21 protein-coding genes and 1 tRNA gene are annotated in these 22,691 nt (G+C 65.0%); 9 read left to right on the top strand and 13 right to left on the bottom strand.

Going from position 1 to position 22,691, the window contains the following annotated elements:
- Positions 1-66: 66 nt before the first annotated feature.
- The 6 genes from clpP to G6R31_RS01455 all read left to right on the top strand — a co-directional run bounded on the left by clpP (position 67) and on the right by G6R31_RS01455 (position 6,919).
- Positions 67-681, top strand: coding sequence for an ATP-dependent Clp protease proteolytic subunit (gene clpP / locus G6R31_RS01480; RefSeq protein ID WP_114671139.1), 615 nt, complete (start codon positions 67-69; stop codon positions 679-681).
- A complete protein-coding gene (clpX, locus tag G6R31_RS01475) occupies positions 678-1,886 on the top strand; it encodes an ATP-dependent Clp protease ATP-binding subunit ClpX (RefSeq protein ID WP_017870150.1) in 1,209 nt (402 codons plus the stop codon). Before clpP ends, clpX begins: the two co-directional genes overlap by 4 nt.
- A gap of 133 nt (positions 1,887-2,019) precedes the next feature.
- On the top strand, positions 2,020-4,464 hold the full coding sequence (lon, locus tag G6R31_RS01470) for an endopeptidase La (RefSeq protein ID WP_017870149.1): 2,445 nt from the start codon (positions 2,020-2,022) through the stop codon (positions 4,462-4,464).
- Positions 4,465-4,520: 56 nt separating this feature from the next.
- Positions 4,521-5,159: a winged helix-turn-helix domain-containing protein gene (locus G6R31_RS01465; RefSeq protein ID WP_152423571.1), complete on the top strand. Its 639-nt coding sequence runs from the start codon at positions 4,521-4,523 to the stop codon at positions 5,157-5,159.
- Between the two features lie 32 nt (positions 5,160-5,191).
- Complete coding sequence (locus tag G6R31_RS01460; RefSeq protein ID WP_025567030.1) at positions 5,192-5,767, top strand: hypothetical protein; 576 nt, start codon at positions 5,192-5,194, stop codon at positions 5,765-5,767.
- Between the two features lie 37 nt (positions 5,768-5,804).
- Positions 5,805-6,919 (top strand): IS630 family transposase gene (locus tag G6R31_RS01455; protein WP_164993948.1). Its coding sequence is split into 2 segments (ribosomal slippage): positions 5,805-6,231 and positions 6,231-6,919, totalling 1,116 coding nucleotides; the frame shifts between segments, so codons are not numbered across the junction.
- A gap of 29 nt (positions 6,920-6,948) precedes the next feature.
- Here the strand turns inward: G6R31_RS01455 and G6R31_RS17120 are convergent.
- The 5 genes from G6R31_RS17120 to G6R31_RS01435 form a co-directional block, all read right to left on the bottom strand.
- Complete coding sequence (locus G6R31_RS17120; protein WP_017871737.1) at positions 6,949-7,176, bottom strand: hypothetical protein; 228 nt, start codon at positions 7,174-7,176, stop codon at positions 6,949-6,951.
- Positions 7,173-8,054 (bottom strand): MFS transporter, encoded by an 882-nt coding sequence (locus G6R31_RS01445; protein WP_017871738.1) that lies wholly within the window; start codon positions 8,052-8,054, stop codon positions 7,173-7,175. The genes G6R31_RS17120 and G6R31_RS01445 overlap by 4 nt, the downstream gene beginning before the upstream one ends.
- 75 nt (positions 8,055-8,129) lie before the next feature.
- Positions 8,130-8,549 carry an MFS transporter gene (locus tag G6R31_RS01440; protein ID WP_152423800.1) on the bottom strand — a complete coding sequence of 140 codons (420 nt, stop codon included), beginning with the start codon at positions 8,547-8,549 and terminating at the stop codon, positions 8,130-8,132.
- Positions 8,536-8,661 (bottom strand): hypothetical protein, encoded by a 126-nt coding sequence (locus G6R31_RS17010; protein WP_264149125.1) that lies wholly within the window; start codon positions 8,659-8,661, stop codon positions 8,536-8,538. Before G6R31_RS17010 ends, G6R31_RS01440 begins: the two co-directional genes overlap by 14 nt.
- Positions 8,662-8,727: 66 nt before the next feature.
- Positions 8,728-11,013: an endonuclease MutS2 gene (locus G6R31_RS01435; protein WP_025568159.1), complete on the bottom strand. Its 2,286-nt coding sequence runs from the start codon at positions 11,011-11,013 to the stop codon at positions 8,728-8,730.
- A 442-nt stretch (positions 11,014-11,455) separates the two neighbouring features.
- On the opposite strand from G6R31_RS01435, the gene G6R31_RS01430 reads away from it, so the two are divergent.
- Both G6R31_RS01430 and G6R31_RS01425 read left to right on the top strand, forming a co-directional pair.
- Positions 11,456-11,914, top strand: a complete 459-nt coding sequence (locus tag G6R31_RS01430; RefSeq protein ID WP_017871741.1) for a DIP1984 family protein — start codon at positions 11,456-11,458, stop codon at positions 11,912-11,914.
- 336 nt (positions 11,915-12,250) lie between these two features.
- The gene (locus G6R31_RS01425) at positions 12,251-13,207 is read left to right on the top strand and encodes a complex I NDUFA9 subunit family protein (RefSeq protein ID WP_017871742.1); all 957 of its coding nucleotides are present in this window, start codon (positions 12,251-12,253) and stop codon (positions 13,205-13,207) included.
- A 63-nt stretch (positions 13,208-13,270) separates the two neighbouring features.
- Here the strand turns inward: G6R31_RS01425 and G6R31_RS01420 are convergent, their stop codons facing one another.
- The 3 genes from G6R31_RS01420 to G6R31_RS01410 form a co-directional block, all read right to left on the bottom strand.
- A complete protein-coding gene (locus G6R31_RS01420) occupies positions 13,271-13,786 on the bottom strand; it encodes an HD domain-containing protein (protein ID WP_025568036.1) in 516 nt (171 codons plus the stop codon).
- Positions 13,787-13,909: 123 nt separating this feature from the next.
- Complete coding sequence (gene trxB / locus G6R31_RS01415; RefSeq protein WP_025568038.1) at positions 13,910-14,896, bottom strand: thioredoxin-disulfide reductase; 987 nt, start codon at positions 14,894-14,896, stop codon at positions 13,910-13,912.
- 110 nt (positions 14,897-15,006) lie between these two features.
- Positions 15,007-15,080 (bottom strand) — tRNA-Gln (locus G6R31_RS01410).
- A 387-nt stretch (positions 15,081-15,467) separates the two neighbouring features.
- Between G6R31_RS01410 and G6R31_RS01405 the strand changes: the two genes are divergently transcribed.
- A complete protein-coding gene (locus G6R31_RS01405; protein WP_017871745.1) occupies positions 15,468-17,249 on the top strand; it encodes a 30S ribosomal protein S1 in 1,782 nt (593 codons plus the stop codon).
- 78 nt (positions 17,250-17,327) lie between these two features.
- Here the strand turns inward: G6R31_RS01405 and G6R31_RS01400 are convergent, their stop codons facing one another.
- From G6R31_RS01400 to G6R31_RS01380, 5 genes are all read right to left on the bottom strand, one after another.
- The gene (locus G6R31_RS01400; protein WP_025568039.1) at positions 17,328-17,972 is read right to left on the bottom strand and encodes a thymidine kinase; all 645 of its coding nucleotides are present in this window, start codon (positions 17,970-17,972) and stop codon (positions 17,328-17,330) included.
- 218 nt (positions 17,973-18,190) lie between these two features.
- The gene (locus tag G6R31_RS01395; RefSeq protein ID WP_017871747.1) at positions 18,191-19,492 is read right to left on the bottom strand and encodes a serine hydrolase; all 1,302 of its coding nucleotides are present in this window, start codon (positions 19,490-19,492) and stop codon (positions 18,191-18,193) included.
- A 2-nt stretch (positions 19,493-19,494) separates the two neighbouring features.
- Positions 19,495-20,352, bottom strand: coding sequence for a DegV family protein (locus tag G6R31_RS01390; RefSeq protein WP_017871748.1), 858 nt, complete (start codon positions 20,350-20,352; stop codon positions 19,495-19,497).
- 261 nt (positions 20,353-20,613) lie between these two features.
- The gene (locus G6R31_RS01385; RefSeq protein WP_017871087.1) at positions 20,614-21,213 is read right to left on the bottom strand and encodes a hypothetical protein; all 600 of its coding nucleotides are present in this window, start codon (positions 21,211-21,213) and stop codon (positions 20,614-20,616) included.
- Positions 21,214-21,597: 384 nt separating this feature from the next.
- Complete coding sequence (locus tag G6R31_RS01380) at positions 21,598-22,659, bottom strand: PhoH family protein (protein WP_017871086.1); 1,062 nt, start codon at positions 22,657-22,659, stop codon at positions 21,598-21,600.
- Positions 22,660-22,691: the final 32 nt, after the last annotated feature.

Below are 22,691 nucleotides of genomic sequence, written 5' to 3'. Positions count from 1 at the left end.
AAAAGACAGAAGACAAGCCTCGCCTCCTCACCTCGCCCACTTTCGGACTTTCGCTGGCGTGCGATAATGGAGGTTATGAGTGTGATTCCCTACGTCATCGAGCAGACCGGACGCGGCGAGCGGTCTTACGATATTTACTCGCGGCTGCTCAAGGACCGCATCATTTTCGTGGGGACGCCCGTCGAATCGCAGATGGCGAACTCCATCGTGGCGCAGCTCCTGCTGCTCGACTCGCAAAACCCCGAGCAGGAAATCCAGATGTACATCAACTGCCCCGGCGGTGAGGTCTACGCGGGTCTGGCCATCTATGACACCATGCGTTACATCAAGGCGCCCGTCAGCACCATCTGCGTGGGTATGGCGATGAGCATGGGCAGCGTGCTGCTGATGGCGGGCGACAAGGGCAAGCGCATGGCCCTGCCCAACAGCCGCATCATGATTCACCAGGGGTCGGCGGGCTTCCGGGGCAACACCCCCGACCTCGAAGTGCAGGCCAAGGAAGTGCTGAAGCTGCGCGACACGCTGGTGGGGATCTACCACAAGCACACCGACCTGCCGCACGAAAAACTGCTGCGTGACATGGAGCGCGACTACTTCATGTCGCCCGACGAGGCGCTCAAGTACGGCCTGATCGATCAGGTCATCGACCAGACCCGCGACAGCCGGGGGGCCGAACAATGACCCGCGCCGCCGACCGCTGCTCCTTCTGTGGCCGCCAGCACCCGCAGATCGCGCAACTCATCGAAGCGCCGGGCCGTGCCGCCTTCATCTGTAACGAGTGCGCCGAGCGCGCCTTCGACCTCGTCAAGCAGCAGCGCAAGGAAGCGGGCAGCGAGTTTTCGCTGGAGGAACTGCCCAGCGCCAAGGAAATCAAGGCCTACCTCGACGAATTCGTGATCGGGCAGGACGAGGCCAAAAAAGCCCTCGCTGTCGCCGTGGTCAGCCACTACCACCGCCTGTCCAACCCCGACGCGGGGCTGCAAAAGAGCAACATCCTGCTCATCGGCCCGACCGGGACGGGCAAGACGCTGCTGGCGCAGTCGCTGGCGGAGATGCTGGAAGTGCCCTTCGCCATCGCCGACGCCACCACGCTGACCGAAGCCGGATACGTGGGTGACGACGTGGAAAACGTCATCGTGCGCCTCTTGCAGGCCGCCGAGTACGACGTGTCGGCAGCCGAGCGCGGCATCATCTACGTGGACGAAATCGACAAGATTGCCCGCAAGTCCGAAGGCACCTCGATTACCCGCGACGTGTCGGGCGAGGGCGTGCAGCAGGCACTCCTCAAGATCATCGAGGGCACGGTGGCGCAGGTGCCGCCGCAGGGGGGCCGCAAGCACCCGCAGCAGGAACTGGTGCAGGTGAACACCAAGAACATCCTGTTCATCGTGGGCGGCGCCTTCGAGAGCATGGCCGAAATTGCCCGCGCCCGCACCAACGTCCGCGCGGTGGGCTTCGGTGCCGAGCACAAGGGCGAGGAAAAGGAGGAAGTGCGTTTCCTGCCCGAAGACCTCGTGAAGTTCGGCCTGATTCCCGAGTTCGTGGGCCGTCTGCCGCTGGTCGTGCAGCTTCAGGACCTCGACGAAGACGCGCTGATTCGCATCCTGAGCGAGCCGCAGGGCGCCATCATCAAGCAGTACCAGGCGCTGTTCGGCTTTCAGGGCGTGAACCTGACCTTCAGCGAGGAAGCGCTGCGCGAGGTCGCCCACCGCGCCGCCGAGCGCAAGACCGGGGCGCGTGGCCTGCGGGCGGTGCTGGAAAAGGCCATGACGGACCTGCTGTTCGAGCTGCCCCGCGAGGACGTGAAGGACATCCGTTTCGAGGCCGAGCATATCGACGAGCCGCTGAAGGCACTTGAGTCGAAGGGACTCAAGAAGTCTGCATAAAGCAACTTAGCTTACAGCCAAAAACCCACCTGCGGCCCTAGACTCCGGGATACACCGCAGGTGGGGCTTTTGCCCTCCATGCAGTTGACTTTCCGAACTTTTCCGCATGCAAAGCGGCTTTCAAGGAGCAAACATGATTTGGGAACTTCCCGTCGTCGCACTCAGAAATATCGTGATTCTGCCCGGCGTCACCATGAACGTGGACGTGGGGCGCCCCAAGAGCAAGCGGGCGGTGGACGAGGCCCAGGCCGCCGACCGCCGCGTGCTGCTGCTCACCCAGCGTGACCCCCGCACCGACGACCCCACCCGCGCCGAGCTGTACGAGATGGGTGTGCTGGGTGTGGTCAAACAGGTCGTGCGGATGCCCGACAACACCTATCAGGTGCTGGTCGAGGCGCAGGAACGCGCCAAGGTGCTGGACGAAGTGCCCAGCGCCTACCTGCGCGTGCGGGCCGACACCCAGCCCGTGACCGAGCTGGCAGACGAGGACGCCCGCGTGGTCGGCGTGCTGGCGAGCGAAGTCAAGTCGGCCTTCGAGGAGTACCAGCGCCAGAATAAAAACCTGCGCCTGGACAACTATCAGCTCGAGGGCCTCAAGGCGCTGACCGACGTGGGCGCCCTGGCCGACCAGGTCACGCACCACGCCACCTGGACCCCGGAAGAAAAGCAGGCCGTGCTGGAAGCGAGCGACCTGCGAGCACGCCTGGAAGAGGTGCTCAAGCTCCTGACCCGCGACACCGAGCGCTTCAATATGGACAAGAAAATCGCTGGGCGCGTCAAGGAGCAGATGGACGCCAACCAGCGCGAGTACTACCTGCGCGAGCAGATGAAGGCCATCGGCAAGGAACTCGGCGGCGGCGAGGACAGCCCTGCCGAAGTGGACGCCCTGCGCGAGAAGATCGAAGCGGCGGGCATGCCCGAGTCGGTCAAGGAAAAGGCCCTCAAGGAGCTGCAACGCCTGGAACGCACTCCCGGCGGCAGCCCGGAAAGCACCGTCGTTCGCAACTACATCGACTGGCTGACCGACGTGCCCTGGAGTAAGCGTGACGAGGAAATCCTGGATATTTCCCGCACCCGCGACATTCTGGACAGCGACCACTACGCGCTGGGCGACGTGAAGGACCGCATCCTGGAATTTCTGGCCGTGCGGCAGCTGACCCACAAGGAAGGCGAGACCGAGGAGCAACGCAAGGAGCGCAGCGCCGAGGAGCGCACCGACGACGCCGAGCTGCGTGCGCCGATTCTGTGCCTCGTCGGGCCTCCCGGTGTGGGCAAGACCTCACTCGGCAAGAGTATTGCCCGCTCGCTCAACCGCAAGTTCGTGCGCATGGCCCTCGGCGGCGTGCGTGACGAGTCGGAAGTGCGCGGCCACCGCCGCACCTACATCGGCTCCATGCCGGGGCGCATCATCCAGGGCATGAAGACGGCGGGCGTGGTCAACCCGGTGGTGCTGCTCGACGAGATCGACAAGATGAGCAGCGACTGGCGCGGCGACCCCAGCAGCGCCATGCTGGAAGTCCTCGACCCCGAGCAGAACCACACTTTCCAGGATCATTACCTCGAAGTGCCCTACGACCTCTCGCAAGTCATGTTCATCACGACGGCGAACAGCCTCCAGACGATTCCCCGCCCGCTGCTCGACCGCATGGAAGTCATTCAGATTCCCGGCTACACGCAGCAGGAGAAGGTGGAAATTGCCCGCCGTTACCGCGTGCCGCGTCAAATCAAGTCGCACGGCCTGCTGGGCAAACTGGAAATCACGGACGCGGCGCTCAACCGCATTGTCGAGGAGTACACCGCCGAGAGCGGCGTGCGCAACCTCGACCGCCAAATCAGCAAGCTGGCCCGCAAAGCCGCCCGCGAACTGCTGGAAACGCCCTGGGACGGCGTGAAGGTCATCGACGCGCCGCAGATTCCCGACTTCCTGGGTGTGCCGCTGCACCGCCCCGACAAGATGGAGAAGGAACCGCAGGTCGGCGTGGCGCAGGGGCTGGCGTGGACTTCGGTCGGCGGCACCATGCTGCTGGTCGAAGCCCTGGCGACCCCCGGCACCGGCAAGGTCGTGATGACCGGCAGCCTGGGCGACGTGATGAAGGAAAGCGTGGGCGCGGCCATCGCCTACCTGCGGGCGCACGCCGCCGAGTACGGTGCGGACCCCGACTTCCACAAGAACCTCGACCTGCACGTCCACTTCCCCGACGGCGCGACGCCCAAGGACGGCCCCAGCGCGGGCATCACGATTGCCACCGCCGTCATCAGCGCCATCACGGGCCGCCCGGTGCGCCTCGACGTGGCCATGACCGGCGAAATCAGCCTGCGCGGGCGGGTGCTGCCCATCGGCGGCGTGAAGGAAAAACTGCTGGCGGCGCACCAGGGCGGCATCCGCGAGGTCATCATCCCGAAGGACAACGAAGCCCACCTTCAGGAAGTCCCCGACAGCATTCGCGGCGAACTGACCATTCACACCTTCGAGCGTGTGGGACAGGTGCTGGACCTCCTGCTGCTGCCCAAGCCGGAGCAGGAGGAGCAGGCCAGCGTGCCGCCGACCCTGAGCAAGAGCGTGCAGCCGGGAGCGTAAGCCTCAGCCTCAAATCCCACAGGGCATCCTGCCTGCGAGCGTTAGACTCCGGCAGGATGCCCTCCTGTTTGCCCGAGTTCACCGCCCAGACGCCCGAGCAGGCGCGGCTGCTGCTTTTGCCCCGTTATCAGGCGGTCCTGGGCGCGACGATGCAGGCGGAGGCGGTCAGCGCGGGCGAAATCGCGGGACACACGGGAACGCCGCTCAAGCAGGTGCATCACTGCCTGACCCGTTTACAGGAACACGGACTGGTCGCGGTGGTGGCCGAGCGCAAACGTGGCGGGCGGGCCATCAAGCTGTATCAGGCGGTGGCTGCCGAGTACCGCGTGCCGCTAGAATTGACCGACGGGGTGGATACCCTCGACCTGTTCGAGCGGTTGTTTCGCCCCTTCGTGTCAGGGTTTATGGAGGGTGCGGCGCAAGTTCAGCGGGGACATGCCGAAGAAGTGGTGCTGCAATGCGACCAGTTCGGCAATCTGGGCGCCAATTACGGCAGCTACAAGGGTGTCATTCCTGCGGGCGCTTACGGTACCTTCGGACAGCACAAGCTGACACCCCAGACACGGCAGGAACTCGAACACCGCCTGCGTGCGCTCAAAACGTGGGTGCAGGAACAGGCCCACACCGAGGAGAACGAGCCGGACGCTGAGGATTGCCTGCTGGGGCTGCTCTACACGCGGGGCGGACTGGAATGAGCGGGGTATTTGTAGCGCAAACGCGGGAGCAGGTGCGCTTGCTGCTGGATTCCAACTATGCCGGGCTTCTGAGCTGCCTCCTGACGCGGGAAAGCAGCGCTTCGGAAATCGCCGGGCACACAGGTCAAAATCTTCAACAGACCCACCACAAACTGACTCGGCTCCTTCAGGCGGGTCTAATCGTTCAAAGTGGTGTTCAACCCCGAAAAGGCCGCCCTATCAAGTTTTACCGGGCCATAGCCGACGAATACCGTATTCCTTTTGAACTGACGGACGCCGCCACGTTGGGCGAGCTGATTCAAATGGAACATAGCCCGCTGCTGCGCTCACATTACGCGGCGCTCAGTCGGGCAGGTGGACAGGATTTGCGGCTCTTTCGCTGTGAAGACGGGATGGCGCTCAAGGTGGATGATGAAGTCAAGCAAGCCAGAGGTATTTCGCACAGTGTTTTTCTGAATTACCGCCTCAGCGACGAGAAGGCGCGGGAACTGGAAAAGCGTTTGCAGGAGCTGGCGGGGTGGCTTTCTAAAGCGAGCGTAGGCCCGGCGGAGGAAGGGAAAGATTACCTGCTGGGGCTTCTGCTCTCGGAGGGCAGGCTGAACAGCTAGTGGATGACCAAGGGCATGAGAAGGCTTATAATGCTGCATGGGACGCCAAAAGCGATTCGTCGTCAACCTTCCTGAAGCTGAGCGTCAGAAGCTCATCGATATGACGAAGAAGGGAATGATCAGTGCGCGAGTCATGACTCGCGCACGTGTCCTTCTCCTGGCAGATGAACAGCTGCATGACAAGGTGATCGCTGAACGGCTGGCCGTCAGCAAAGGAATGATCGGTCAAATCCGCAGAAAATATGCGACTGACGGGGTAGCTGCTGCTCTTTACGAAAAACCGCGCCCCAAGCAGCCCCCAAAACTTGATCCGAAAGCCACGGCGATCCTGATCGCAGAAACCTGCTCGGATGCGCCAGAGGGGTACGCGAAGTGGACGATGCAGCTTCTCGCTGATCGTCTTGTCGCTTTAGGCGTCGTAGACAGTATTTCTGATGAGACCGTCCGAAAAACGCTTAAAAAAACGCACTCAAACCCTGGCAGGTCGAGAGCTGGTGCGTCTCCAAAGTAGGGGCAGACTTTGTCTGGCGTATGGAGGAAGTGCTGGATACGTACGCTTTGCCCTATGACCCTGAATATCCAGTGGTCTGCCTCGATGAAAAATCTGTCCAGCTTCTCGATCATGTTCGTGAGCCGCTCCCACCCGTGCCGGGATACCCGGCACGGGTCGATCACGAGTACAAGCGCTGTGGGACAGTTAATCTCTTTATCGAATTTGAGCCGCTGACGGGGCAGCGCAGTGTGACGGTGACTGAGCGGCGAACGTCACAGGAATACGCAGCTCGTTTGCAAGCATTGGATCGACGCTACCCAGAGGCGAAGAAAATCCGGCTGATCCAGGACCAGCTTTCGACCCATTCACCAGCAGCGCTCTACGACACATTGCCCGCAGAAGAAGCGAACCGCTTGAGAAAGCGGTTCGAGTGGATCTATACGCCAAAACACGCGTCCTGGCTGAATATGGCCGAGATGGAATGGGCCGCTCTGCAACGTCAGTGTCTGGATCGCCGTATAGCGGCGAAAGAAGCACTTGAGACGGAAGTTGCCGCCTGGGAGCGGCACAGAAACGCCAGGGCAGTCAAAGTGAATTGGGAATTCACGACCCAGGCAGCAAGAGGCAAAATGGCGCGTCACTACAAGCAAGTCGAATAGCCTCAATCATGCCCTTGGTCATCCACTAGTCAGCGCATTCTGGCTTTGAGTGCTTTGACTGCCGCGTCTGGCCCCCGCACACTCCCGCGCACGGAAGCCCGCCCCACTGCCTCCTCTATCAGGCTGGGAGTCACGTCGTCAGCGATGGTCAGAACGCCGATGATATTCAAATCGAGGCGGCGACGCTTACACTTTTGCGCTTCCAAGACGCTCCGGCTCAGGTGAGCAGTCCCTACAGTGAAAATCAAGCTGCTCATGCACTCACCTCTCCGGTTTCTGCATCGCGCCGCAAAATCCCCACCCAGGCCAGAGCACCCAGCACCGTCACAATGCCGCACACGGCGAAAATGCTGTTGATGCTGAGGCGGTCAGCGAACGGCGTGAGGGCCAGCAGCGTCAGCGGCATGCCTGCCATACCGACCATGCCCAGCAGACTCCCCACCCGCCCGAAGTATTCGGGGGCCACTCTTTTCTGAAAAATCACACCGATGCCCATGTTGCAAAAGGCGTTGCCCAGGCCCATACACACGGCCAGGACGTACATTTGCACCGCTGTCTGTGTAAAAGCCAGCGCGAGGACTGCCAGCCCCATGACCGTCATCCCCGCCACCGAAGCGGCGCGGGCGTTGACCCGCTGCCCCAGCCCAGCCACCAGAAAGCTGCCGCCTGCCGCGCCTGCCAGCAGCAGCCCGAAAAAGAGGCCGTAGCCGCGTTCGCCTGCGCCCAGGCTCAGCATCCTCTTGGGCAACAGCATGTCTATGGGAGCAAAAGAGGCGTTGACCAGCAGAGAGAGCAGCGGCAGGCCCATCAGCAGAGTGCTGCCGCGCACGTAACGCACCCCGGCCTTGAAGGTGTCCCAGTACCGTTCGTCGGCGGCGTGGGACGCACGGGCGGGCAACTGCACCAGCAGCAGCACCCCGGCGAACACGAGAAAACTCAGGCCGTCGAGCATCAGCGTCTGGGCGCGGCCCAGCGTGGCGACCAGAAACCCGCCCGCGACCAGGCCCAGCATGGTCATGGTCTGGGTGGCCCCCTGCATCAGCCCCGTGGCGCGTTCCAGCTCCCCGGCGGGCACCAGCCGCGCCACCATGCCCTGCGTGGCAGGCGCATAGAAAGCCCCCACCAGCCCTGTCATACGGATTCCGCTTAATTCCTGCACAGTCGGGAAAGCGCCGCCTGTGCATCCATATCGCGGAATCCGTATTTTTTCCTACTCGCATCCGCTCGGATTGAATCTGAAACGACCAGATTCAATCGGAATCCGTATCAGGAACGAGGCGGCGTAGATGATTTCGGTGGGCAGGTGGCCCCGCAGCGCCCAGAAGCCGACGCCCAGTTGCAGCAGGACGCGCAGGACGTTCCCCGCGACCAGCGGGATTTTGAGCGGAATGCGGTCCACCCACGCCCCCAGGAACGGCTGCAGCAGCGCGGGCAGCATCGCGAGCGCCAGATTCAGCCCCATCGCCGAGGCGCTGCCCGTCTGGTGCAGAACCAGAAAACTGGTGGCAATGCCTGCGAGCGCTGTCCCGAAGGCACTCTGGGCACTTCCTAGAGCAGTTCTCCGAATTACGTGATGCGCGGAACGGCACCCCGCATCACTCCATTCTCCGCCCTGCTCAGTGTTTTGCACTCGCTCCGCTCGCCAAAAAGACGTTGCGTCTTTTTGTCAAATGCTCTAGCCACCACAGCACGAAGTTTTTGTTCCAGAGCTTGACAGGCGCGGCAGCAGAGGAGAAGGTCATGCCCCTCAGCGTGCGCCGGGAGCTACTCCATGCGGGAGGTGGGGGCGTGGAGTAGAGGAGCCACCCTCACCGCTTCACGTTCACAATCGTGACGCCGTGCCCGCCCTGGTTGGCCTCGGCGTCGTGGAAAGACTCCACATTTTTGTCGGTCTTGAGGTAGTCGCGCAGGGTGCGGCGCAGCACGCCCATGCCCTTGCCGTGAACGACCCGCAGCGGCGATTCTTTCAGCGCCCGCGCCTCGGCGATGGCGGCGCGAAGTTCCTCCACCGCCGCTTCCACGCTCAGGCCGCGCAGTTGCAGTTCGTTGTCGAAGCGGCTGGGGGCGCTGCCGACGAAGCTCGGCTTGGGGGCCTTGACCTTGGCTTCGGGCACGAGGCGCACGTCACGGCGTTTGACGCCCACCTTCATCAGGCCGAGCTGCACCACGAGGTCGTCGCCGCGCATTTCCAGCACCTGTCCCTGGGCACCGTAGGCGGGCACGTCCACCTTGTTGCCCACCCGGATGGGGTCGCCGCGTTCCTCACGCTTGGGGGGGACAGGGCGGGCCTTTTGCGCCTGCACCCGCAGCTCGCGCAGTTCCTGCATCACGCGGGGGCGAGCGCTTTCTTCCTGGGCGCGGGCGCGGAGGGTGCGGACGCGCTCCACCGCGTCGGCGTACAGGCTCTCGGCCTTCTGCGCGGCCTCGGCCATCATTTCATTGCGGCGGCTTTCCAGGGTCTCGCGTTCGTGCCGCACCCGGCCCAGCTCGGCCTCGGCGTCACGGCGGGCGGCGGCGGCGGTTTCGAGTTGCTCGCCCAGTTCGCGCCGTTCGCGTTCCAGTTCGCCCAGCATCCGTTCCATCAGCCCCGCTTCCGGCCCCAGCAGTTCCCCGGCGCGGGCCAGCACGTCACGCGGCAGGCCCATGCGGTTGGCAATCGCCAGCGCGTAGGAGCGGCCCGGCTGCCCGACCTGAAGGTGGTAGGTGGGCGCGAGCGTCGTGACCTCGAAGCCCATGCTGGCGTTTTTCAGGCCCGGCGTTTCCAGCGCGAACAGCTTGAGCGGCGACAGGTGCGACGTGATGATGCCGCGTGCGTCCTGCTGCAACAGGGTTTCAATGAGCGCCTGAGCCAGCGCCGCGCCCTCGTCGGGGTCGGTGCCGCTGCCGAGTTCGTCCACCAGCACCAGCGTGTCGGGGGCCGCGTGCCGCAGCACATAGCGCAGGTGCTTGAGGTGACTGGCGAAGGTGGACAGGCTCGCCTCGATGCTCTGCTCGTCGCCGATGTCCACCAGCACGTCACGCACCACGGGCAGCCGCGCCGAATCCGCCGCCACGTACAGCCCGCACTGATGCATCAGCACGGCGAGGCCCAGCGTCTTGAGGGTCGCCGTCTTGCCGCCCATGTTGGGGCCGGTAATCAGCAGCAGTTTGGTTTCGCCCAAGTTGATGTCGTTGGCGACGGGGTTTTCGATGAGGGGATGCCTGGCTCCGCGCAGGTCGTACAGGCCGTCTGCCAAGGCCTCGGGGCGGTTGAGGCGCCAGTCGCGGGCGAGTTTGGCCTTGCTCGCAATCAGGTCCAGTTCGCCGATCGTGCTCAGGGTCATCGGCACGGCGCTGTCCTGGGCGAGCAGGGCCGACAGCTCGGTCAGAATCCGGCGCACCTCGGCTTCCTCGTCCAGAATCAGGCGGGTCAGTTCGTTGTTGAGCTGCGTGACGGCGGCGGGTTCTACAAAATAGGTCTGCCCGGTGGCGGAGGCGTCCACGATGATGCCCTGCACGCTCCCCACCCGGCTCGCCAGCACCGGCAGCACGTAGCGGTCACGGCGAATGGTGACGAGGTGTTCCTGCAAGACCTCCGACCACTGTTCGAGTGTCTGCGTCAGTTTGTCGCGGATGCGCCCGCGCAGAGGCTCGATGCGTTTGCGCAGGTCGCGCAGCCGGGGCGAGGCGTCGTCGCGCACCTGCCCTTCCCGGTCCAGGCTTTGCAGCACCCGCCGCACCAGTTCCGAGTGGTCGCCCAGGCCCTGCCCCACGTCGCGCAGCGGGCCGCGCGAGTTGGCCTCGATGGCCCGCTTCACCGTCATCGCCCCGTCGAGCGAGTAGGCGGCGTTGAGCAGGTCCTGCCCACTCAGCACCCGGCCTTCCCCGGCGCGGGCGTGCAGTTCGCGGATGTCATGAATGCCGCCCAGACTCAGGCTGACGCCGAACAGGGCGTCTTCCACCTCGTCGAGTTCCTGAGCGATGCGGTAGGCGTCGTCGCTCGGGCGCAGCGCGAGCGCCCGTTCTCGGCCCAGCGTGGTCGAGGCGCGGTCGGCCAGAGCAGCGGTAATTCGGGGAAAATCAAGTGCAGAAAGAGCGCGGGAATCGAAAGCCATCTTGAGACTGAGCATACGGGAGGGCCGGGCAAGACAACGTGCGCCGGGTGGCTTAGCCGCGTCCCGTCATCCAACCCGTGTCCCCGCACCCCGGCCAGGCGGCTTACATTGATCACGCGGCATGTCCGTATCCCCTGCCGAGGAGCCATATTCCCCTTGCCATGAGTGATACGGATTCCGATTGAATCTGGTAGTTTCAGATTCAATCCGAGCGGATGCGAGTAGGAAAAAATACGGATTCCGCGATATGGATGCACAGGCGGCGCTTTCCCGACTGTGCAGGAATTAAGCGGAATCCGTATGATAGGCCATGAGTGCTGGGCCATAAGCTCTGAACAGCCTCTTCATGGCTCATGGCTCAGAGCCAGTCGGCACAGCAGGCTTGAGACCAACTTGGCACGTTCTCAATAACTTCTGCCCCCGCCTGGTCCACAATGAACGCATGAAACTCGCCGAAGCCCTCATCGAACGCGCCGACCTGCAAAGGAGGGCCGCGCAACTCGAAGAACGCCTCACGCAGAACATGCAGGTGCAGGAGGGTGAGGTCCCCGCCGAGGACCCCCACGAACTGCTCAACGAGCTGCTGACCGTCCTGGACGCGCTGGAGCGGCTGCTGCCGCGCATTCACCGCGCCAACCTGACCGCCACGCTGCCCGGCGGCCAGAGCCTGACCGACGCGCTGACCCGCCGTGACCTGCTGGACCTGCGCCTGCGTGCCCTGCGCCGCGCCGCGACTGCCGCCGCCGAGCGCCAGACCCGCTACAGCAACAGCGAATTGAGGATGGTGGCCGTGATTCCCGCCCGCGAGTTGCAAAAACTGGCCGATACGCTGGCAAAGGAGCGCCGCGAACTGGAAGTCCAGATTCAGCAGGCCAACTGGCTGACCGAGCTGCCCGCCTGACGGCTGGACACCCTGCCTGACGGCTTGACACCCTGGCCTTCCTCCCCCACCCTGAGACGCGGAAGTGGGGGAAGCGCCCAGGCGAAGGCCTCCCTCGCGGCGGGGAAAACAGCCGCACCCATGAGGCTCCGGGACGGGGCCACCCCCGAACAGCGCACGTCCAGCACGTTTCACCCCTGACCGCGCACCGTTCACCTTGACCACCGTGGCCTTGATGGGCCTGCCCCCCGCTTCCGCCGCCGCGCCCCTCCCGGTGCGGCGGTTTTTCTGCTTCCCCAACCCCCGCTTATTGCCCTTCCCATCCACCGGCCCCGGCGACACCACACAATGCGGCCTATGGCTGAGCAAGCAGAACATTCTCCCCGCATTCTCGTGACCGGCGCGAGCGGCTTCGTGGGCCGCGCGGTCGTGGCCGAACTCACCCGGCGCGGCCATGAGGTCTTCGCGGGGTCCCGCCACGGCAAGGGCGTCGGGCAGGGCGTCGGCATCAAGCTCGACGTGACGAACGAAAAGAGCGTGCGTCAGGCGCTGCGGGACGTGCAACCGAGCGCCGTCATCCACCTTGTCGGCATCATCGCCGAGAGAGGCAAACAGAACTTCGAGCGGGTGCATATCGAGGGCACGCGGCATGTGCTGAGCGCCCTGCGCGACCACGACGACGCCCGGCAAAAGGCCCACACCGGCGACGAGATGGAGCGGCCTCGCCCCACCCGTTACCTGCACATGAGTGCCCTGGGTGCCGACGTTCTCAGCCCCAGCGCCTACTCGTGGAGCAAGGGCGAGGCCGAGGGGCTGGTGCGCCTGAGCGGGCTGCCCTGGACCATCTTCCGCCCCAGCCTGATTTTCGGCGTGGGCGACGATTTCTTCGGACGGGTGCTGAAAAACCTGGTGTCGGCGGCCCCGGTGGTGCCCCAGATCGGCGACGGCAAGTTTCCCTTCCGCCCCATCAGCGTGGAGGACGTGGCCCTGGCCTTTGCGGGCGCCCTGGAAAAGCCGGAGACGGTGGGGCAGACCTACGCCCTGACCGGACCGCAGGAATTCACCTTCCGCGAACTGCTCGACCTGGAGCAGCGGGTCCTCGGCCAGCGCAAGAAGGTGGTCCCGATTCCCCAGAAACTGATGGACCTCGCGGTGCCGGTCATCAGCAGACTGCCCGCCGCCCCCATCACGGGCGACCAGTACGCGATGCTCAAGGCCGGGAACACCGCGCCGAACGACGCCGCCCGCGCCGCTTTCGATCTGCCGCTGCACCGCCTGCAAGACCGCTTGCCGCACATTCTGGCCCGGAAGTAATCGCTGTTTTTAAGCAGAGGAAAGCCGCCCGGAATCGTTCCTGGGCGGCTCTCCTGCGCTTCTTTATTCCAGCTCGTCGTAGTGGTGCAGCAGCGCCGCTTCGGGGTCCCCCACCGAGGCGTGGTGGCGGGCCACGAGCTGCGCGACCCGGGGCCGGGCGCCCGCGTGGGCAAGCAGTTCGGCACCCAGTTCGGGATGCGCGGCGCGAATGCCCACGGCCCCGGCAGGCGGAAGCAGAATGCTCAGGCGGTGAGGAATCAGGCCGACCAGCACGCGCTCGACCACATGGTAGGGCCGCACGCTCTTGCCGCAGTCGTGCAGCAGGGCGGCGGCAAGCAGTTCGGGGCTGGCCTGCGGGTGGTCACGCAGCAGGTGCCGGGTCACGCGGCAGGCGTGTTCACGGTCACGCGGGTCCATGCTCCGGTAGACCCGCGTTTCTCCCGGGTTGAGCAGCGTCTCGGCCCAGCGGTCATCGGGGTGGGCGGCATCGGCCCGCAGACTGCGCGACAGCCGCCGGACCTTGCCCATGTACCCCCCCAGCTTGCGCCGCAGCCGGTCAGGAAAAGAAAGGCGCAACATGGGGGCCATCGTACCGCCTGCCGCTCGCTGTGGCCGCTTGGCTGACGGAAAAGACAAGAGGTGTCCGGGCACCACAAACAGGAGCGCCCCGGCATGAGGCGCTCCTGTGCAGCAAAGCGGCGTTCAATCAGCCGCCGTCTGTGCCCCACCTTCCTCGCCTTCCACTTCCAGCGCGGCGAGCTGACGCTCCACCGTCATGGCGGCGCGGGTGCCGGCACCGACGCTGGTGGCGAGCTGGCGGTACACGTAATCGCTCACGTCTCCGGCGGCAAACAGCATGGGAATGTTGGTGTAGATATCGTCGCGCACGTCCACGTAGCCGTCGTCGCGCAGCTTCACGAGGTCCTTGACGAATCCCGTGTTCGGCACATGCCCGATGAAGATGAACACCCCGTCGGTCGCCAGTTCGCTGACCTCGCCGGTCTTGAGGTGGCGCAGCTTCACGCCACTGACGCTGTCGCCGCCTTGGATTTCCTCCACCGCCGTGTCCCAGATGAACTTCATCTTGGGGTTGGCGAAGGCGCGGGCCTGGGCCACCTTGTTGGCGCGCAGGGTGTCGCGGCGGTGAATGACCGTGACCTCATCGGCGAACTTGGTCAGGAACAGCCCTTCTTCCACGGCGGCGTCGCCCCCGCCGACCACCACAACCTTCTTGCCCCGGTAAAAGAACCCGTCGCAGGTGGCGCAGGTGCTCACGCCTTTGCCCCAGAAGTTTTCCTCCCCAGGAATACCGAGTTTGCGCGGTTCGGCGCCGGTCGCCAGAATCACCGCCTTGGCGCGGTACTCGCCGTTGTAGCCCCGGACGGTGAACGGGTAGGGGTGGGCGCCCGCGTCGTGCTGCACGCTCTGCACCTCTTCCATTTCGACCTTGGCACCGAATTTTTCGGCCTGCTGGTGCATCCGCTGGGCGAGTTCCATCCCGGGAATCGGTTCGGGAAAGCCGGGGAAGTTCTCGACCTCCTCGCTCCAGGCGATCTGGCCGCCGGGCATGCCCTTTTCCAGAATCAGGGTGCTGAGTTGCGCCCGCCCGGTGTAAATCGCCGCCGTGAGTCCCGCCGGGCCACCGCCGATAATCACCACGTCATAGTCGTGAGAAGTAGGTGCTGTCATGCCGCTCAGCATAGCACGAAAGTCCCTTCTCCGGTTTACTTTTTAAACCATCGCGCAGGGCCGGGACGACAAGAAAAAAGAGAGAAGCCGCGTGAGCTTCTCCCTTTCTTTGGCTGGGGTACTAGGACTCGAACCTAGATTAACGGTGCCAGAAACCGACGTCCTGCCATTAGACGATACCCCAACGGTGTTCATCTGGCTGGGCCTTTCGTAAGGCGGAGGGGAGTATAGGGGGCCATGCGGGTCAGCGTCAAGCCCCCAGTTGCCTGTGTCAGCCGCCTGCATCCACGCACCGGGCAGGCAGCAAGGGGGCGAAACGCTTGACCGGGTCCAAGTCAGAGCGGCGGCGCAGCGGGGCGGACACCTGCCCTTCCCCTTGCCCCTGACGCATTTTTTCTGGTAAGATAAGGTGTTGCCGTGCGAGCAAGCCCTCTACCGACGCACTGTTCATCTGGACCCATCCGGAGCACCAGTCGGGGCAGGCGGCGAAAGCAGAGGGCAAAAGCACAGGTATCAGGCTAGGCCCGGAACGTTCCAACGTGAAGGTTTCGGGCCAGGAGGACAGGAGTTCATGGAAGACAACACCCAGACCCCCGCTGTCAACGGCGGGACTCAGCCCGCGACGGGCGACACCGGCACCCAGCAAGCGATGAGCGCCCAGACCGAACAGGCCCAGACGGAAGTCAGCCAGGGCGAGCAGGCGCGTCAGCAGGAGCAGGCGACCAAGACCCAGGCTCAGGAAGAGCGCGAGTACCCCGAGATGACCATGGAGGACATCCTCGCCGCCGAGGCGCAGGAACCCCAGTCGGTCACCCGTGGCGACATCGTGGACGGCACCGTGGTCTTTATCGGCCAGGAAGGCATTGCCGTGGACATCGGCGCCAAGGTGGAGGGCGTCATTCCCCTCAACCAGCTCGGCGAAGAACCCGTGACCCTGGAGCAGGCGCAGGAAATGTACAAGCCCGGCGACGCGATTGAAGCGTATGTCGTGCGTGTGGACCTGCCCAACAGCCAGATCGTGCTCAGCAAGAAGCGTGCCGAGCAGGACAAGGGCTGGCGCGTGCTGGAGCGCATGCAGGAAGCCGACGAGGCTTTCGAAGTCGAGGTGCTGGAAAAGGTGCGCGGCGGCCTGGTCGCGCAGGTCGAGGGCATCCGTGCGTTCCTGCCCGCCTCGCAGGTGGACACCCGCCGCGTCAACGACCTTGACCCCTACGTGGGCAAGCCCCTGATGGTCAAGCTCATCGAGCTCAACCGCAAGCGCAACCGCGTGATCATCAGCCACCGCGCCATCATGGAAGCCGAGAAGGCCAAGGCCCGTGAAGCCACGGTCGGCCAGCTTGAACCCGGCGCGCAGTTCGAGGGCGAAGTGGTCGAGATCACCGACTTCGGCGTCTTCGTCAACCTCGGCGGCATCGACGGTCTGGTGCACCGCAGCGAGCTGACCTACGGCCGCTTCAACCACCCCCGCGACGTGGTCAAGGTGGGCGACAAGGTGCAGGTTCAGGTCATTGACGTGGACGAGGGCCGCGAGCGCATCAACCTGAGCATGAAGGCCCTGACCCAGGACCCCTGGGAAGGTGCCACCGAGCGCTACAGCATCGGCCAGCGCGTGAAGGGCAAGGTCACCAACCTGACCAACTTCGGCGCCTTCATCGAACTGGAATCCGGCCTCGAAGGCCTGGTTCACGTCAGCGAGATGAGCTGGACCAAGCGCGTGCGTCACCCCAACGAAGTGATGAAGGAAGGCGACGAGGTCGAAGCCGTTATCCTGCGCATCGACCCCAAGGACCGGCGCATCAGCCTCGGGATTCGTCAGACCACCGACGATCCCTGGAGCGCCCTGCCTGACCGTTACCCCCCCGGCACCCCGGTCAAGGGCAAGATCACCGGCATGACCGACTTCGGCGTGTTCATGGAAATCGAAGAAGGCATCGAGGGCCTGATCCACATCAGCGAACTCGACCTCAACCGCGTGAACAACCCCGCCGACCTGTTCAAGAAGGGCGACGAGATCGAAGCCGTCATCCTGAACATCGACCCCGTGGAGCAGCGTGCCAGCCTGAGCCGTCGCCGCTTCCTGGGCGGTGGCCCCGTGCCCCAGCGCGGTGAAGGCGGCGGCCAGCGCGACTACGTCAGCCAGGGTGGCGGCAGCCGCCGTGACTCCACCTTCGGCGGTGGCGCCCAGCGCGGCGGTGGCCGTGGCGGACGCGGTGGCGCCGACTACGCCTACAACGCCAAGGACGCCCAGCAGGGTGGCAAGATCAGCACCAAGCTCGGCGACGTCTACGCGGACCTGTTCGCGCAGTTCGGCCTCGGCAGCGACAAGAAGGAAGAAGGCAAGAGCGAGGAGTAATCCTGCACCCTGCCTAGAAAAGACCGCCTCCCAGTGAGGCGGCTTTTTTTTGGTTTTTTTGGTTGTGGGCTTGACCCTCTAGATTTCTCCTCTGCGCATTTCTCCCCTGCGCTCTGTCCGGTCCACGATGTGGTGGACCCGGCACCGGGCCTCGTAGCTCTCCTTTGCACCGACCAGCACCACCGGGTCGTCGAAGCGGGCGGGCTGGCCGCCGATCAATCGCTGGGTGCGGGTGGCGGGGGCGCCGCAGACCGTACAGATAGCGGTCAGCTTGTCCACACTCTCGGCGCGGGCGAGCAGCTCCGGCATACACCCGAACGGCTCGGCGCGGAAATCGAGGTCAAGCCCGGCGAGAACGACCCGCACGCCCGCATCGGCAAGGTCGAGGGCCAGCGGCACCAGTTCGGGACCGAAAAACTGCGCCTCGTCGATGCCGACCACGTCCACGCCCTCGGGGGTGGCGCTCAGCAGTTCACCCTGGCCGGACAGGTGGGCGCGGATGGCCCGGGCGTCGGGCACCGCCACCGCTTCGAGGGTGCGCCCGGCGTGGCTGGCGACCTCGCTGGCGTGATAGCGGTTGTCGATGGCGGGCTTGAACACGGCGACCCGTTGCCGGGCAATCAGCGCACGGGTCAGGCGGCGAATCAGCTCCTCGCTTTTGCCGCTGAACATGGGGCCGACCACCACCTCAAGGTGACCACCGGAATAGGGAGAACGCAACACCCGGGGAGTATGCCAGAGACACCCGGAAACAGGAACGGTGCGCTGGTCTCATACGGATTCCGATTGAATCTGGTAGTTTCAGATTCAATCCGACTTGCAAAGCTGCTCAGCAGAGCGGATGCGAGTAGGAAAAAATACGGATTCCGCGATATGGATGCACAGGCGGCGCCTTCCCAACTGTATAGGCCCGACTGTGCAGGAATGAAGCGGAATCCGTATCAGGGCCGCTGCTGCGCTCCCTCGACCGCGTCGGCCTTGGCCCGCTCGGCGGGGGTGGCCGTGGGCAGGGGCGAGGTTGGGGCGCCCTGAGGCCGCTGCTTGCCCAGCACCTCGTCCACAGCCGCATTGATCCAGGCGAAGGCCCGGCGAGTGTTGGGCATGGTGTAGGTTTCATCGGCACCATGCTGCATGAACGCGTAGACCACCCGGCGCCCGTCCCTGGTCTGGAAGTAGCCGCTGTAGGTCAGCAGTTTCCAGCCGTTGCCCCCCTTGCCGCCGAAATAATTGATGTTGCCCGCGTGCTGCGCCTTCAGCGCCGAACGTCCGAAGCCCGTCGCCATGACCTCGCGCTGCCACTTCTGGGCACGGGGTGAGAGCCCAGGGCGCAGAAACTCGTGCGTGACCAGGGTGGCGAACTCGTAGGGGGTGCTGACGTTGTGCACCTTCAGGTCGTCGGCCGGGTCGTAGCGGTGGTCGAAATAGTCGTCGAGCTGCCGCTGAAGCTGGTCATAACGCTGTTTCTGGGCGTCGGCATCGATCTGCCGGGCGAGTTGCAGGCGCTGCGTTCCGGTGGCCGTGTCCCAGTCGCGGGCGCCGTTGAAAGCAGGCGACAGCCCCGTCTCGGCCACCCACCACGCCTTGGTCGGCAGAATCAGGCGGGTGCGGCACAGATGCAGGCGGTCGGCCACGTCCTGCACCTGCCGCAACCCGGCGCGGCGGTGCAGGATGTCGGTGGCGGTGTTGTCACTGAACTGAATCATGCGCTGCGAGAGTTCGCGCACATTGCTGTCGTCATAGGGATAATCGCCCAGGCTCTGGTTTTGCACCGTCACGTCGAACCGCTCGTTCGGCGACACCCGGCCCGCGTCGAACTCGCGCAGCAACGCCCACAGCACGGCCTGTTTGTAGGTGCTCGCCAGTGGAAACACGTCGTCGGGGTTGGAGGCCACGGCCCGGCGCGGCTCCAGGGTGCGGGGGTCCACCTCGGCCACCCACAGCCCCAGTCGCCCGCTGAGGGCCTGGGGCGGAGGCGGCGCCGGGGCCACCGCCGGGGCCGGGGGCAGGCAGTCGGAAGGGGTGGGGGGCACGTCAGGGGCGGTCGCCGGGACATCAGAAGCAGGCGCCGGGGTCGCGGGGCGAGCAGGTTCCGTCGGCACACCCGCCCGGACGTGGGACGAGTTCGCCGTCCGGTCCACCGCTTGCGGAGAGGGGGCCGGGTCCTGGCTTTCGCGGCTGCGGCAGGCGTTGATGGCGCCGCCCAGCAGCAGCAGCGCCAGAGTCAGGCGAATGGTGCCGCGCACGGTCAGGCGCTCAGGGGTTCGAGGGCCACCCCGACGGCGCCCGGCCCCGCGTGGGCCGTGACCACCGCGCCGATTTCGTGGTCGCCCATGTCACGCACCTGCCCGCCCCAGTCCAGCCCGCTCAGCTCGGCCCGCACGGCGGCGCGGTCCTCTTCCCCGCCCACCGTCGCCAGAAACGCCACCCGCGCTCCCCCGTGCTCGGACACGTAGCGGCGAACATGCTCGACCAGATCGGCCAGCGCCTTTTTCTGCCCGCGCACCCGGCCCCCGGCTTCGACCCGGCCCCCGCGCACGACCAGCAGCGGCTTGATGTTGAGCAGCCCGCCGAGCAGCGCGGACGCGCCCCCGATCCGGCCATTGAGCCGCAGGAAATCCAGGGTATCGACCGTGAAGCGCAGGTCGGCCTGCGAGGAGACGCGCTCCAGGGTCTGCACGACCTGCGCCGCGCTCTGGCCTGCCTGCACCAGTTCGGTGGCCCGCACCACCTGAAGTCCCAGCCCCAGCGTCACGGTGCGGCTGTCCACCACCGTCACCCGGTCCCCGAAGTCCTGCGCCGCCAGCCGGGCGCTGCCCACGGTGCCCGAAAGCTGCCCGCTCAGGTGCAGGCTGAGCACCTCGTCGGCCTGTTCCAGAGCGCGGGCATAGGCCTGAGCGAACTCGGCAGGACTCGGCTGCGACGTGCTGGGCATCGCGTTGCCCGCCCGAACCTGCTCCACCAGTTGCCGGGCGCCGAGCTGCACCCCGTCCTGATAGAGCTGACCGCCGAGCAGCACGTAAAGCGGAACACTCGTGACCCCCAGAGAGGCGAGGTGTTCCGGTGTCAGGTCACTCGTGGAATCCGTGACGATGGCAATTGACATTCCCGAATGTTAGCGCGCAAGGGCAAGGTAAAACACAATTCGCTTCCAGGTGCCCCTGTCCTGGCCTGTGGCAAGACAGAAAAAGGGCCAGCTCCCGCAGGAACCGGCCCCTCATACGGATTCCGATTGAATCCAGCAGATTTCTGGATTCAATCCGACTGAAAGGAGTAGGAAAAGATACGGATTTCGCGATATGGATGCACAGGCGGTGTAGTTCCGCCTGTGCATCCATATCGCGAAATCCGTATCAGTTCGGAAAACTCAGGCGCTGACGATTTCGCCGCCGTGCTTGCTGACGGCTTCCATCAGCACGTCCTGGGGCACGTTGTCGTCCACGGCGACCGCACGGCCACCCGCGTTCACGCGCTCGTGGATACGGTTGTAGTAGGCGTCGTCGGCCTCGTAGGTGTCGTAGCTGCTGCGTACGGCGCCGCCGGTTTCATCCACGCCCGCCGCGCCCCCCGCCGCGCCCACGGCCGCGCCGACGCCCGAGCCGAGGGCCGCCATGCCCAGAATCACCGGGAGGGCCAGGCCGCCGGTCGCCACCGTCGCCGCAGCAGCGGTGCCCAGCGTGGCTGCCGTGCCGAGCACACCCGCCGCCGCGCCGGTCAGGGCGCCTGCAACGGTGCCCTTGACGGCGCCCGCACCGGCGTCTTCAGCGGTGCCGCCGCCCTCCACGTAATCGGTGGTGGTGGTCGTCGTGGTCGTGGTGGGGGTCGCCACGGTTCCAGCCGTCGCGGCCTGCTGCACGCGGCGGTTCATGTTCATGGTGCCCACTTCAGGCTGCACCACGCCACGGCTCTGGAGGTCGGCAATAAAGGCGTCGGCGGCGGCCACGGTCGGGAACAGAATGTGTTTCATAGGTCGCAGTCTCACAGCCTGCCCGGTCAAGCAAATGAGAGTTCAGGAAATGTGGCTTGGGTTGCAGGGGAGGCGACGTTTAAGGAAGGGGGGCCTCCCACCCCCACCCGAAGCCGCATGACAGCACGCACCGGGCCTCGACCATCAGGCGGAGACCCGGTGCGTGCTGTTCGTGTTTTGCCGATTTGCCCAGCGGGTGCTGAGGGGGTGCTCATACGGATTCCGCTTAATTCCTGCACAGTCGGGAAAGCGCCGCCTGTGCATCCATATCGCAGAATCCGTATTTTTTCCTACTCGCATCCGCTCTGCTGCGCAGCTTTGCAAGTCGGATTGAATCTGGTAGTTTCAGATTCAATCGGAATCCGTATCAGTCGCGCTCGTCCTTCAGTCGCGCTCGTCTTCCGGGATGCTCGCCAGTTCGCCCCGGCGGGCGGCGCGGCGGTCTTCCTCGGCCTGCTCGGCGGCGTCGTAGGCTTTGATGATGCGCCCGACGAGGGGATGACGCACCACGTCCACCTCGGTGAACTCGTGCCAGCCGATGCCCTCAATCTGGCTCAGCACGCGCTTGGCGACGGCGAGACCGGACGTGATGTGGCGCGGCAGGTCAATCTGCGTCACGTCGCCGGTCACGACGACCTTGGAGGAAAAGCCCATGCGGGTCAGGAACATCTTCATCTGCTCGCCGGTGGTGTTCTGCGCCTCGTCGAGGATGATGAAAGCGTCGTTGAGCGTGCGCCCGCGCATGAACGCCAGCGGCGCAATCTCGATGACCCCGCTCGTGAGGTACGACTCGAACTTTTCCTGGTCGAGCATGTCCTGCAGCGAGTCGTACAGGGGCCGCAGATACGGGTCGATCTTGGCCTGAAGGTCGCCGGGCAAAAACCCCAGCTTCTCGCCCGCCTCGACCGCCGGACGGGTCAGGATGATGCGCTTGACCTTCTTGGCCTTGAGCGCCTGCACCGCCATCGCCACCGCCATGTAGGTCTTGCCGGTCCCGGCGGGGCCGACGCCGAAGGTGATGTCGGACTCGTTGATCAGGTCGAGGTAGACCTTCTGCCCCGGTGTCTTGGGCTTGAGGCCGCGCGGCAGGCTCAGGCCACTGACCTGGGTTTCCTGGGCCAGGCTGCGGCCCTCGCTGCTCAGCCGCGCCGAGCGCAGCAGGCTCTCGGGGGTGAGTTCACCGCCCGAGCGCACCACGTCCAGGGCGTCGCGCACCATGCGCTCGGCGCCTTCCACGTCTGCCGCGTCTCCCGTGATGGTCACGGTTTCGCCCCGCGCAATCAGTTTGGCCCGGGTCAGCTCGCGCATCCGGCGCAGGTTGGCGTCGTTCGCGCCGAGCAGAGCGTAGGCCTCGCGCTGGTCGGTCAGGGTGACCGTCGCCGTTGCGGCAGGTGCGGTGCCCGCAGAAGTGGGGGCGGAAGGCGTGCCAGTTTGAAAATCCGTCAACTTGTCTCCTGTTGTGGCCCGTCCGGGCACAG

The sequence above is a fragment of the Deinococcus wulumuqiensis R12 genome, assembly GCF_011067105.1.
GTDB lineage: Bacteria > Deinococcota > Deinococci > Deinococcales > Deinococcaceae > Deinococcus > Deinococcus wulumuqiensis.
Note: the sequence above shows the minus strand (reverse complement) of the source record. Positions and strands in the feature narration are given on the sequence as shown.

Coding starts and splice junctions, on each gene's coding strand:
- G6R31_RS01390 (WP_017871748.1), bottom strand. CDS start 20,352: ATGTCAATTGCCATCGTCACGGATTCCACGAGTGACCTGACACCGGAA.
- G6R31_RS01430 (WP_017871741.1), top strand. CDS start 11,456: ATGAAACTCGCCGAAGCCCTCATCGAACGCGCCGACCTGCAAAGGAGG.
- G6R31_RS17010 (WP_264149125.1), bottom strand. CDS start 8,661: ATGACCTTCTCCTCTGCTGCCGCGCCTGTCAAGCTCTGGAACAAAAAC.
- G6R31_RS01435 (WP_025568159.1), bottom strand. CDS start 11,013: ATGGCTTTCGATTCCCGCGCTCTTTCTGCACTTGATTTTCCCCGAATT.
- lon (WP_017870149.1), top strand. CDS start 2,020: ATGATTTGGGAACTTCCCGTCGTCGCACTCAGAAATATCGTGATTCTG.
- G6R31_RS01405 (WP_017871745.1), top strand. CDS start 15,468: ATGGAAGACAACACCCAGACCCCCGCTGTCAACGGCGGGACTCAGCCC.
- G6R31_RS01420 (WP_025568036.1), bottom strand. CDS start 13,786: ATGTTGCGCCTTTCTTTTCCTGACCGGCTGCGGCGCAAGCTGGGGGGG.
- G6R31_RS01465 (WP_152423571.1), top strand. CDS start 4,521: ATGCCCTCCTGTTTGCCCGAGTTCACCGCCCAGACGCCCGAGCAGGCG.
- clpX (WP_017870150.1), top strand. CDS start 678: ATGACCCGCGCCGCCGACCGCTGCTCCTTCTGTGGCCGCCAGCACCCG.
- G6R31_RS01425 (WP_017871742.1), top strand. CDS start 12,251: ATGGCTGAGCAAGCAGAACATTCTCCCCGCATTCTCGTGACCGGCGCG.
- G6R31_RS01385 (WP_017871087.1), bottom strand. CDS start 21,213: ATGAAACACATTCTGTTCCCGACCGTGGCCGCCGCCGACGCCTTTATT.
- G6R31_RS17120 (WP_017871737.1), bottom strand. CDS start 7,176: ATGAGCAGCTTGATTTTCACTGTAGGGACTGCTCACCTGAGCCGGAGC.
- G6R31_RS01445 (WP_017871738.1), bottom strand. CDS start 8,054: ATGACAGGGCTGGTGGGGGCTTTCTATGCGCCTGCCACGCAGGGCATG.
- clpP (WP_114671139.1), top strand. CDS start 67: ATGGAGGTTATGAGTGTGATTCCCTACGTCATCGAGCAGACCGGACGC.
- trxB (WP_025568038.1), bottom strand. CDS start 14,896: ATGACAGCACCTACTTCTCACGACTATGACGTGGTGATTATCGGCGGT.